This is a genomic window from Psychrobacillus sp. L3 (genome assembly GCF_042945595.1).
In the GTDB taxonomy this organism is placed as follows: domain Bacteria; phylum Bacillota; class Bacilli; order Bacillales_A; family Planococcaceae; genus Psychrobacillus.
The window spans coordinates 1187177-1199219 of sequence record NZ_CP168493.1 but is presented as its reverse complement, the minus strand read 5'-3'; the positions used below and the strand labels follow the sequence as shown (position 1 = coordinate 1199219).

At 35.2% G+C, this 12043-nt stretch carries 13 protein-coding genes; 1 reads left to right on the top strand and 12 read right to left on the bottom strand.

The window, feature by feature from the left end; all coding sequences use genetic code 11:
- The 11 genes from mraZ to ACEPXD_RS05580 all read right to left on the bottom strand — a co-directional run bounded on the left by mraZ (position 1) and on the right by ACEPXD_RS05580 (position 9448).
- On the bottom strand, positions 1-432 hold the full coding sequence (gene mraZ / locus ACEPXD_RS05630; RefSeq protein WP_391120798.1) for a division/cell wall cluster transcriptional repressor MraZ: 432 nt from the start codon (positions 430-432) through the stop codon (positions 1-3).
- A gap of 207 nt (positions 433-639) precedes the next feature.
- Positions 640-2256, bottom strand: a complete 1617-nt coding sequence (bshC, locus tag ACEPXD_RS05625) for a bacillithiol biosynthesis cysteine-adding enzyme BshC (protein WP_391120795.1) — start codon at positions 2254-2256, stop codon at positions 640-642.
- A gap of 232 nt (positions 2257-2488) precedes the next feature.
- Entirely contained in the window at positions 2489-2857 is a 369-nt protein-coding gene (locus tag ACEPXD_RS05620; protein WP_391123041.1) for a DUF3397 family protein, read from the bottom strand.
- A 1-nt stretch (position 2858) separates the two neighbouring features.
- Complete coding sequence (locus tag ACEPXD_RS05615) at positions 2859-3749, bottom strand: 2-dehydropantoate 2-reductase (protein WP_391120792.1); 891 nt, start codon at positions 3747-3749, stop codon at positions 2859-2861.
- Positions 3750-4120: 371 nt separating this feature from the next.
- Complete coding sequence (locus ACEPXD_RS05610; protein ID WP_391120789.1) at positions 4121-5662, bottom strand: acyl-CoA carboxylase subunit beta; 1542 nt, start codon at positions 5660-5662, stop codon at positions 4121-4123.
- A gap of 37 nt (positions 5663-5699) precedes the next feature.
- Complete coding sequence (locus tag ACEPXD_RS05605; protein ID WP_391120786.1) at positions 5700-5912, bottom strand: acetyl-CoA carboxylase biotin carboxyl carrier protein subunit; 213 nt, start codon at positions 5910-5912, stop codon at positions 5700-5702.
- Positions 5909-7270, bottom strand: coding sequence for an acetyl/propionyl/methylcrotonyl-CoA carboxylase subunit alpha (locus tag ACEPXD_RS05600; RefSeq protein WP_391120784.1), 1362 nt, complete (start codon positions 7268-7270; stop codon positions 5909-5911). The genes ACEPXD_RS05605 and ACEPXD_RS05600 overlap by 4 nt, the downstream gene beginning before the upstream one ends.
- 136 nt (positions 7271-7406) lie before the next feature.
- Positions 7407-7799 carry a transcriptional regulator gene (locus tag ACEPXD_RS05595; protein ID WP_391120781.1) on the bottom strand — a complete coding sequence of 131 codons (393 nt, stop codon included), beginning with the start codon at positions 7797-7799 and terminating at the stop codon, positions 7407-7409.
- 61 nt (positions 7800-7860) lie between these two features.
- Positions 7861-8622: an enoyl-CoA hydratase/isomerase family protein gene (locus tag ACEPXD_RS05590; RefSeq protein WP_391120778.1), complete on the bottom strand. Its 762-nt coding sequence runs from the start codon at positions 8620-8622 to the stop codon at positions 7861-7863.
- Positions 8623-8716: 94 nt separating this feature from the next.
- Positions 8717-8890, bottom strand: a complete 174-nt coding sequence (gene rpmF, locus ACEPXD_RS05585; protein WP_053590111.1) for a 50S ribosomal protein L32 — start codon at positions 8888-8890, stop codon at positions 8717-8719.
- Positions 8891-8914: 24 nt separating this feature from the next.
- Positions 8915-9448: a YceD family protein gene (locus ACEPXD_RS05580; RefSeq protein WP_391120774.1), complete on the bottom strand. Its 534-nt coding sequence runs from the start codon at positions 9446-9448 to the stop codon at positions 8915-8917.
- A 123-nt stretch (positions 9449-9571) separates the two neighbouring features.
- On the opposite strand from ACEPXD_RS05580, the gene ACEPXD_RS05575 reads away from it, so the two are divergent.
- On the top strand, positions 9572-10786 hold the full coding sequence (locus tag ACEPXD_RS05575) for a nucleotidyltransferase (protein ID WP_391123038.1): 1215 nt from the start codon (positions 9572-9574) through the stop codon (positions 10784-10786).
- Here the strand turns inward: ACEPXD_RS05575 and ACEPXD_RS05570 are convergent, their stop codons facing one another.
- Complete coding sequence (locus ACEPXD_RS05570) at positions 10787-11836, bottom strand: SepM family pheromone-processing serine protease (RefSeq protein WP_391120771.1); 1050 nt, start codon at positions 11834-11836, stop codon at positions 10787-10789. It abuts the gene before it with no gap.
- Positions 11837-12043 lie beyond the last annotated feature (207 nt).

Genomic DNA, 12043 nt, shown 5'->3' with positions numbered 1-12043 from the left:
TTATATGTCAAAACCAATCATATTTTCAGCAATATCATTAAAGGAATCCTCAGATTCTTCAAAATAATTTTCCCAAGCATCTTTTGCCCAAATTTCTAGGCGATTAGAAACACCTAGAACAATACATTCTTTGTCCATCTTTGCATAGCTACGAAGATTATTTGGGATATTAATACGACCTTGTTTATCAATTTCAACTTCTGTCGCACCAGAGAAGAAAAATCGAGTAAATGCTCGAGCATCTTTCTTAGTGACTGGAAGTTCTTTTAATTTTTCTTCGAGTTTTCGCCATTCATTCATAGGATAACCAAATAAGCAATTATCAAGACCGCGTGTTAAAACAAAACAATCTTCTAAGTGCTCTCGAAATTTGGAAGGTATGATTAACCTACCTTTCGAATCAACGGTATGTTGATATTCGCCCATGAACATGCTATTCACCCCACTTTATGAGATTAACATACCACATCCCCCCACTTTCCTCCACCCATTTTTTAAAAATTAGGCATAATTTTTTTAAAAATACGTAAATAGTACTTGCAGTGAAATCGAAAAAGAAAAATTTGAAGATAAAACCGTGTAAAATAAAGCTATTTTACCCATACAAAAACCTCCACATTCAAATGTGGAGGCTCAAGACTAAATAAACACTATATGATGTTTACCAGTAAATTCATATGGGATTTCTAAAAGAGATGGTATGAGTGTCACTCCTACTTCATTTAAAAGCTGAAGTGGAGAATATGTTCTTTCTTGTAATCCACCATTCGGAGTTAACTCCATCGTTAACCGATCATATCGATGAATAGAAGCATCTATTTTACCAAGGAATGTATCTTCAATTGCATTTTGGATAAAATTTAATTGTTTTTCGTGAAAACCAAGGTTTTTATTTACTATTGGAACTAACTTTAAATCCTCTATTTCAAGAAGTTTTTCTAAATCCTTGTACTTCTCTGTTAGTCCTTCCTTAATAGTTTCTATTATCTTGGTTACTTTCTCATTTCTATGCTCATTGATATATTGAAGTTTAGCATTCTCTACTGCACCTTCCCATACATCCTGTACAGTGAATGAGAATTTTTCTAACAAGTTTTGAGTTTTCGAATTCACAATTGATATGCTCAATCTCGGCATGATCACAGGCATTTTCATATCAAAAAGTTCAAATGCTGTTTTTAATGTTCCCCAGTAAGCAATTTCCCCAGGTCCACCTATAAAGCTTAATGTAGGAAAAACCATTTCCTGCATAATAGGTCTAGTTACGACATTATTACTTAACTTTTCTGGATGATTTTTAGCAATATTCAACATTTCTTCTTCCGAAAAAGAAATTCCTTTTGCTTCATGGACAAATTTTTCATCTTTTCTTTCTAATAAAAAACGTTCTCCATTTTCAACATAAAACAAATTAGCTGCATTTTCCTTTGTTTGAATTGGCATACCAAACCCCGCTCGTTCAAACGCCATCTCATTTTCCAAAACTAACGTTGCAAGTTGAGAAGAATTCTTCACCATTTGCTGAAAATACTCACTTTCCAATTTTCGAAAAGGTTCATAAGCAGCATCGATTAATAATAACCCTTCCTCTTGAAAAAGGTCATTCATAAGTGCCGCAAAAAAGTCACTATACGACAAGTTCTTTTCTAAAAAAGATGTTACCTTTCGGAATAACTCTTTCGTATATAACGTTTCTGGCAAACTTCGAAATATTTCTTCCAAGTAAGCATTTATTAAATTTGTATCAAAAGTAGTTTCTGAAGCCATTTTCTTGATTCTTGAAGGTTCAGGATATACAGCTTTTTGAAGTTTTCTTCCTCTTTCTATGTAAACATGATTAATTTCATCAATATCATGATCTTCTCCTGCTATCCAGAAAACAGGAATCACCGGTACTCCAAGTAGCTCTCTTTGTTGTTTGGCTAAAGTAATAACTGAAATTGCCTTGTGAATAGAATACAAAGGACCAGACAAGAATCCTGCTTGTTGTCCTCCAATTACTACGATTCCGTTATTTCCGAGTTCTTCTAAATGAAGTGCACTTTTTGCAGATATGCCAAACTTATTCATATAATTTGTTAATACATTTACTAACTCACTTCTCTTATGATTGCTAAAATCAGTTTCCTGAAATCTAGTGTTTAGGGCCTTTTGATTCCATTCATAATGAAAGAAAGAAGATAAACTACCTGTATCTTCTAAATATCTCTTATAAAATGAGGAAGCGAATGGTTGTGTGTATTTCTCTACTCGCACGATTTTTCCACCTCTAATTATCAAATTCGCCTTGGGGTAATATCTCTTGCGCAAGTTAGCGAAAGAAAATAATGAGCGAAGATTTTGCGCCTAGCTTGCTAGACGAACTCTTTTGCAAAATCTGTGGCATCCGCCGAGGCTTACATCTTATTCAGCAAGCTTCTCTCAGCACTGCTAGAATACGTTAAATACTTTAAGATTATATCATTTCATCTTACAGAGGTAAAAATTATTAGCTTATATAATACAAAACATATTGGATAACTCCGATTAACCAAATAAAAGCATATGCCACGCTTAATAAAAGAAATAATAATCTCCAAATTTTTCGAAGGAGAGGTATTACTTCGATTTCCTTTTGCTTTCTCCAATCTAAGTAGGTAATAATAGTGGCTAAAAGCAACGAAGCAACGATTAATAGTAAAAAGATACTTTTGGAAAAAATAATAGAAAAAGCATTAGATACGGAGAAAAATAACAAAAAAGTTGTTGCATCTGCCGCAAAACCGAATGACTTTTTTCTTTTATGTATTAAGTATTTCGATATTATAAATGTTAAGATAAATAAAAGTACTGGAAATAACAAGAGAAATGTAAGCACTTTAATAATGGTGATCACCTACTTTATTCATTTCTTTTAACATTAAGTAAAAAGTATGTAACACTGGCAATACTTTATCTTTTTTTCTTGCTTCTGTAATTACCGCTCCTACAATCGTATTTATCTCCATTAAACGACCATTTTCATAGTCTGTAAGCATAGAAGAACGATTATATTCTGTATTTTTACAAAGTGTGACTACTTCATTCCAAGGAAGTTTTTCTCTCCATTCCTCAAACGCCTCCATTAATTCTTCATATATATTTTTCAGAATCATTTTATAGGATTCATTTTTTATTAGCATTCCATTTTCTACCTGCAAAATGGTTGTTAAAGGATTTATTAAACAGTTTAATAGTGCTTTCTTAAAAAGGGTTTCTTCAATATTGGTGGTGAACTTAATAGGAAACTTGTTAGAAGAACATTGTAAAAAAGCATCTGTCTTGTCCCAAACACCTCTAAGTATACCAACAGATGTAATGCCTATTCCGAGATGGCGGACCGTATGGTCATTTACTTTCGTAGCACCATGTAAAACAGAAGCGATCGCAATGGTCGACTGCTTTAATTGATCAATAAAAGATAAATGAAGTAAACCATTTTGTACAAATAAAAGTGGTATATGTTTGGGAAGTAAATCTAAATCCTTTTTTAATTGTTCCAGATGATGATATTTTACTGCAATAATAATTAAGTCCATCGAATACAATGCTTTGATTTCTGTTACTTGTTTACAGCTGATAAGATCAGGAGCGTTTGGTATTTTTTCTATGTATAGATTTGCTATTTTCTTGTTTCCTCTCACATAAAATAATATGTCCTGTTTCTCCTCTGCTAAATAGGCACCAAATAACATACCTATTGCTCCAGCTCCGATAATACCAATTTTCAAGTATTCCACCTCTACTTTCTTATAAGTAAAATGCATGTGGCCTTAAATTGCATCTTGTCTTTACTATTTCCAAAGTTCTTTGCACGAAATATCAGCTACATTTTTTTACAGGAAAAGGGAAAATAATAAAGATTAACCTAGAATAAAAAGTTCCCATATTTCAATTTATACAGCTAAGTGTATTTGCTTTCTTCAAAAATCGACGTTCAACTAGCAAGTAATTTAAACTCCATAAATACCGGATTTCTGGCGCTCTATTCCATAAACTTTCTTACCTTGTTAAAAAAGGCCTACCATAATGGCAGACCTTATTTTATCAAATTACAAGAGAACTTAACCATATTCCTACTTGCTAAATAAAGTTAAAATTATTATACAGGAAGCACCGGATGTTTTCGAGGTGCTATCAAAATTTCTTTATTTTCGTAGTATCTAAAACGGTTTGCAAGCTCGTTGCGTAAATCACTTGGTGCAACAATCTCATCAATAATCATATCAGAAGCTAGTTTATAAATATCAATTTCTTCTTTATATTCAGCATGCTTTTCTTGTACAAACTTTATGCGTTCTTTTGGATCTTCAATTGCTTCAATTTTATTGGAGTAAACAGCGTTAACCGCAGCTTCCGGGCCCATAACGGCAATTTGTGCAGTAGGAAGTGCAATACATACATCCGGCTCAAATGCTGGGCCTGCCATCGCATATAAGCCAGCACCATATGCTTTACGAACAATAACGGAGATTTTTGGTACAGTTGCAGAACTCATTGCTGCAATTAGTTTCGCACCATGGCGAATAATTCCAGCGCGCTCTACCTTTGTTCCAATCATAAATCCAGGGACGTCCGCTAAAAATAATAGCGGAATGGAAAAGGCATCACAAAGTGAAATAAATTTTGCTGCTTTGTCTGCAGAATCTACAAAAAGTACTCCACCTTTAGCTTTAGGCTGGTTTGCAATAATTCCAACTGCTTGCCCTTCAATACGAGCAAAACCTGTAATTAACTCAGGCGCGAACAATTTCTTTACATCAAAAAATGAACCCTCGTCAATTAACGCATCGATTGCCTCATACATATCGAATGGAGCATTTTGATTTTCGGGAATAATTTCCTCTAATGTTCTTCCTTCTTTTGCTTTTAAAGGTTCTACCTTTTTCGGCTTTTCCGTATAATTTGCGGGGAAAAAGCTTAAATATCTTTTTGCTTCCGAAATAGCTTCTTCCTCAGAAGTTGTAAGTACATCACCGCATCCACTAACTGTACAGTGCATACGAGCTCCACCCATTTCTTCCAACGTCACTTTTTCACCAATTACTTTTTCAGCCATACGTGGTGAACCTAAATACATAGAGGCGTTGCCTTCAACCATAATCACTAAATCACAAAATGCTGGTATGTAAGCGCCGCCTGCTGCAGAAGGACCGAATAATAAACAAATTTGCGGGATGAAACCAGAGATTCTTACTTGATTGTGGAATATTTTCCCTGCTCCTCTGCGATTAGGAAACATATCTAATTGATCCGTTATACGAGCACCTGCTGAGTCTACTAAATACAACATTGGGACTCTATTTTTTTCTGCTATTTCTTGAATTCGAATAATTTTCTCAACCGTGCGTGATCCCCATGAACCAGCCTTCACCGTTGAATCGTTTGCCATTACACAAACAGTTTGTCCATTCACTTTTCCGGTAGCAGTGACAACACCATCTGCTGGTAAATCACCAGCTTCTACATTTGCAAAGCGACCATCTTCTATATATTCCCCATTGTCAAAAAGTAATGCTAAACGATCGCGAACAAATAATTTCTTTTGTTCCTTCATTTTTTCATGATATTTTGAATGACCACCCGCAAAAATGGATGTAAGCTTTTCTTCTAATCGTTCATTATACGCTTTATTTTCTCCCATATTGAAGACCCCCTTATATTAAGCACTCGAAATTTAATTATTCAAATGTTACTAGAAAGTCTCCTTCGTTAACAAAATCTCCTTCTTTTGCAAGAATCGTAGCTACCTTACCAGCCACTTCTGCTTCGACAGGAATCTCCATTTTCATTGATTCTAACACCATTACTATTTGACCAGCGGAAACTTCTTCCCCCACTGCTACATTTACTGTAAATACTGTACCCGCCATTGTTGATTCTAAATTTTTCATTTTGAAACTTCCTCCCTTTGTTGTTGCATCCATTCCCCTAAAACGGATGTTGAATAGACGCCACTTTTAAAACTTTCTGCATCTAAAAATTGGTGAAACAAGTCCATATTTGTTTTCACACCTTCTATTTTAGCAGAACCGAATACTTTTTGCGCTTTCTCTATTGCCATTTTTCTATTTTCTTCATGAATAATTACTTTAGAAATCATAGGATCATAAAAAGGAGTTACTTTATTTCCTTCTTCATATCCAGCTTCAACTCGAATACCCACTTCATCTCCCCAATATTGGTGTGTGATTGTTCCTGGTGAAGGAAAGAATGTCTTTGGATCCTCGGCATATATTCTAAATTCAAAGGCATGTCCATGGGATGAAATAGATTCCTGATCTGTTACTGGCAACTTTTCTCCTGCCGCTACTTTTAACTGCCATTCTACTAAGTCAAATCCTGTAACTGCTTCGGTTACTGGATGTTCCACTTGGAGTCTCGTATTCATTTCTAGAAAATAAAATTGATGATTTTGATCCACAATAAATTCTACTGTGCCCGCGTTTACATAATCTACCGCTTTTGCCGCTTTAACTGCTGCTTCAAACAATTTCACGCGAGCTTCTTGCGGAAAATTTGGTGATGGTGACTCTTCCAATACTTTTTGATTTCTTCGTTGAACAGAGCAGTTACGTTCAAATAGATGCACAATGTTTCCATCATTATCTCCAAAAATCTGTACTTCAATATGACGGGATGCATCAATAAATTTCTCTAAAAATACAACATCATTACCGAAGTAAGATTTTGCTCGTGTTTTAATCGATTCAAAGTTTTTCTCTAAAGTCTCTTCATCGTCACAACGTATCATCCCAATACCACCACCACCAGCACTTGCTTTTAGCATAATGGGGTAGCCAATTTTAGATGCAGCCACTTTTGCATCAGCAATAGATTTTAGACCTTCTTCCGTTCCTGGAACGACCGGTACTTGTGCTTCTATCATCGTTAATCGAGAAGCAATCTTATCCCCCATCTTTTCAATTGTTTCTGGTTTAGGTCCTATAAATGTAATTCCGGCCGCTTCCGCTTTTCGAGCAAAATCTGCATTTTCCGAGAGAAAACCATATCCCGGATGAATTGCATCAACTTGCTCTTTTATTGCAAGTTCAATAATATCATCCACTTTTAAATACGATTGTAACACCGGATTAGGACCTATTAAAAAAGCAAAGTCTGCTTCTTTCACATATGGCAATTCTGCATCAGCTTCTGAGTATATAGCGACTGTTTCAATATTCATTTTTTTACACGTCTTGATAATACGTCTAGCAATTTCTCCCCTGTTTGCGATTAATACTTTTTTCATTAATCTTACCCCCTAAGTAAAAAAACGTGTTGCCCATCCCTATTAGTCTATACGAATTATGAAAGCGAATTCAACTAAATATCAAATTTTTTTTGCTCAAAAAAAAGCCTCTACTGTAAGAGACTTCATTTAAACCTTATTCTATATGAGTTATTCCTTGTTTTACCCAATTTACTAATTGTTCATAATCTCTTTTTAATAAATTGTAGGCGCTAGCAATTTCATCATATGACTGTCTCATTTCATCATAACTTTCCATAGCCAATTGTAGATGGTTTTGTAAAGTAGAAGAGTCAGGAACTTCTTTCGCTATCGTTGGTTTTATAGACGTTTTTCTTTGCAGCACAATTGGTCGAAGGTTTTTGTTCCACCTAAAAGCACAAGCTTGTTTGGAGCGACCTAACAAAATGCTCGCTTCTTCAAATCCAGAAATTTGCGTATGACCCTGCTCTATTTTCTTTAAAACTAACTCTTTTAATAGATTGTCTTCTTCCACGGACCAGCTATCTTTTCTAATTTTAACATTCATGTTTATCACCCTTTGCTTTTTTACTAATATATGCAAAGTGGGTACAAATAGACTCTAGATTTTATTTCTTTTTCCCTAAAAATAAATCAACTGCCTCGTGATGAATTTCTTGCTCCCAAAGAACTGCACAAGTTGCTACTTCTTCCATAACACGTTCATATAATTTCGTTTGCTCCCATTTTCGAATTGCTTGGGTTTTATATGCTTGTGAAACAGAGGAATGGGGAACGATCATTTTACGAGTAAACTTATTTAATGCAACTAGTTTATCTCCCTCAAAAAGTTCAGTGGCCCATCCAATCGATAATAGTTGGTCCGCAGAATAGGGCTCAGATTCTGTAAGCATTCGAAGAGCATGATCATGCCTCATTCCCTTTTCAAATAAATACGTTCCTCCACCCCAACCTGAAGTAATTGCTAATTTTCCTTGAATAAATCCGCATTTCGCTTCTTTTTTTACTAGACGATAGTCACACAATGTAGCTATTTCACAACCTCCGCCAATTGCAGTACCATTAATTAGCGCAATCGTCGGAATCGATAATGTAGCTACTTCGTAGAGAATTTTAGCTATTTCGCTTAACATACCAAACGATTCTTTTTCCGTTTTCAATTGATGAAAGACCGTTAAATCTCCTCCAGAGCAAAATGACTTGTCTCCCGCTCCTGTAATTACCGCAAGTTTAATTGCTTTATTTGTTTTTACGCTATGTATGAATTGCTTAAAACCTTCCATTACTTCTTTATTAATGGCATTGTGAATGGTAGGTCTATTTATTTCAAAAATAATAATTTCGTCATTTATTTCGATTGAATAAGCCACCGCAGGCACACCCTCTTTGAAAAATATAAATAGAGAAAAAGACTACCGAAGAGCCATGGTCTCTTTGGTAGCCTTTTAAGGAACAAATACTGAATTATTTGCTCACTACTTCTTTCCCTTTGTATTGACCGCATGATTTACAAATTCGGTGAGCCAATTTCATTTCACCACAATTTGGACAAGCAACCATACCAGGTACGGATAATTTAAAATGTGTACGACGTTTTCTTTTTACAGTTTTAGAAGTTCTTCTAGCTGGTACTGCCATTGGTGGCACCTCCTTACAGATCTATTATTCGTCTGTTTGATCAAAATACTTAGCTAATTCAGCTAGTCTTGGATCCAATTTTGGTTGATCATTTTCTTGCAAATCATTTAGATCTTCATCTGTTGTATATGACCAGCCGTTTCCACCTTCGTGTTTAAATTGGTCTGCACCTTCTTTATACACTTGCAAAGGAATTTCTAGTAGGATTAACTCCTCTAGAACTGGATCTACTTGAATGACATCACCATCTACTATATGGAAGTTATCATAGTCGAAAGTAGATGCATTTTCAGACCAGCTGAAAATTTCATCAGATTGAATTTCAAATGGATATTCTACATCTTCCCAGGTGCGAGCACAAGGTAATATGAGCGTCCCTGAAAGCTGAAAATGACAAGTCATTTGCGCTGCACCAAAAGTGCAGTGCCCTTCTACATGAACGGGTGAAATACTTCGAACGTCTGGGTTCCGTTCCTTCACATTTTGGAGAGTCACGAATTCATCTAACGTCATCCCGTTATCACGATATTTAGCTAATTGATGAATTGCCCATTTCATACGATTATCACCTCAAGACAACAAAATTTATTATATAATGACAGGTTTTAGATGTCAAGATAATTTCTTGTCACTACTTTATTTTAACATTATAATTGGATTAAGGAAAGGATTTGATCGATGATGAAAGCTACAGGAATTGTTGTGGAATACAACCCTTTTCATAACGGCCATTTACATCACTTAAATCAATCACGTATAAAGACAAACAACGACATAATTATCGCAGTAATGTCTGGAAATTTTTTGCAACGCGGAGAACCCGCACTTGTTGATAAATGGACGCGTGCAAAAATGGCTATTTCTGCTGGGGTGGACTTAGTAATTGAATTACCCTATGCATTTGCAACTGCTCAGGCAAGTGATTTTGCAAAAGGTGCCATCTTTTTATTGGATGCGTTGAAATGTGAAGCTTTTTGTTTTGGTAGCGAAGAGGGCTCTTTAGAAGCTTTTCATCATACCTATCACTTATTATCGACCAAAAAGGAAGAATATAATACAGCGATTTCAAATTTCATGAAGCAAGGCATTAGCTATCCAAAAGCATTAAACGAAGCGTATAAAGTTGTCTCAGAAGATTCATCCTTGCCTTTAGTCGATTTGTCAAAGCCAAATAATATTTTAGGCTATCATTATATTGAAGCAGCGTATCGGTTACATGCATCCATAAGGTCCGAAACAATCCACCGAGTTGTTGCAAACTATCATGATGAAGCGAAACCTTCCGAAACCATAGCAAGCGCTACAGGAATACGAAAAGTATTATTTGGTGAACTGGATCTCTCTGCCATTCAAAATTTTTTACCGAGTACAAGCTTAGATGAATTAAGTAGGTGGAAATCTACTTTCCAATCTTTCGGAAGTTGGGAACGATTTTGGCCGATTCTCCGTTTGATTATTTTACGTCATTCAAAAGAGCGATTAGCTACTTTCGCAGAAGTGACGGAAGGAATGGAAAACGCCATTTGGAATGCCGCTGTTAAGAACGAGACATTCCAGGCGTTTATGGAGCAAATAAAATCTAAGCGCTTTACCTGGACTAGGATTCAACGTATGTTGACACATATTTACAATGATTTTACTTGGGAACAATTAAAGTCATTCGATTTACCAACTTATATACGTCCATTAGCGATGAGTAAAAATGGACAGGCTTACTTACAATCCATCAAAAAAGATTTGCCACTACCTCTTGTAAGTAGAGTAGCTGCATATAAAGACAACGACATGCTTGCGCTTGATGTAAAAACCGCGAACTTATATTATTTAGGATTACAATCTGCTTATGCCCAAAAAATGATTGGAAGTGATTATAGAATCACCCCTATCATTCATTAACTATTTCTTTGGCTCTAATTTTTCTAAATAGGCAAGGGCATCATCCACTGTTTTAACAGGCACAATTTTCATTTTTGTGCCTATTTTTTTTGCAGATTTTAACGCTTCCTCATAGTTAGATGTCAGACCTGGATTATTTGCTAAAATAGCAGGATCAATTTCATCATCTGGTGCAAACATAATTTCAATTCCTTTGCGATCTGCTGCAATTACTTTTAAATCGATACCTCCGATTCGTCCAATTGTTCCATCTGGTTTCATTTCTCCCGTTCCAGCAATATTATATCCTTTTGAAATATCTTCTGGTAAGAGCTGATTCAATATTTCCAGCGTGAACATAAGACCTGCAGAAGGCCCTCCAATGTCTTCTGAATTCATATGAACAGCCGGAGTAGTTTCCACCTTTTTATCTTCCGTATACGAAACCCCTATACCTGGTTTATCTAGAACGCCAGGTACCGTTTTTAGTGTCACTTCTTTTTTAAGCGCCTCTTTGTTTCTTTCAACTGTCAATTGGATTTGGTCGCCTTCTCCTTTACCGTTTAAATAAGTTTTTAGTTTTTCCTCGGTAATATCAGTTATATTATCCAAACCAATTATTTTATCGCCGGGTTCTAAAATACCATCTGCTGCACTATTCTTTAGAACGTTAAAAATAAATATCCCATTATTTATGATGTGATACGGCTTATTCGCACGATTATATGCAACAGATATAGCATTAAATTGAGAATCAGACATAAGCTTTAATTGACGAATATTATATTCTTTTTCACCTTCGTCAGGATTACGAATTTGCTCCGCTTTATAAATTTTCCTATTGTCCGCTACTTTTGCATACAGATAAGTTAATGGTGTCGCTTTTGATAAGGAGATTGTTAGAAGACTCATCATTCCTTTATCATTTTTATCTCCACCTTCAACTTGAACAAACGGTGATAGTTCATATGCTCCACCAGGTTTAGATATATAAGACTCCATTGGATAAAAGGCTAGGGATGCAACTATCGCTAAAATTAAAACAAAAATTATCGGTTTTTTATTGAACATAATTTATTTATCCCTTCCTTTCGTTTTTTAATACTAATAAGTTTATCACTTCCATTTTTTTCTGACAAAATAAATATTAAATAAAATGATAACCTCCCATTTTTCATAAAAACATTGTTACGAACTTTGCCAAGAGGAGCAACAATTTTCTTCAAACGAATGATGGCTAGATGCAAGACAAAAACTGAATAGGAAAGCAGAATTTTC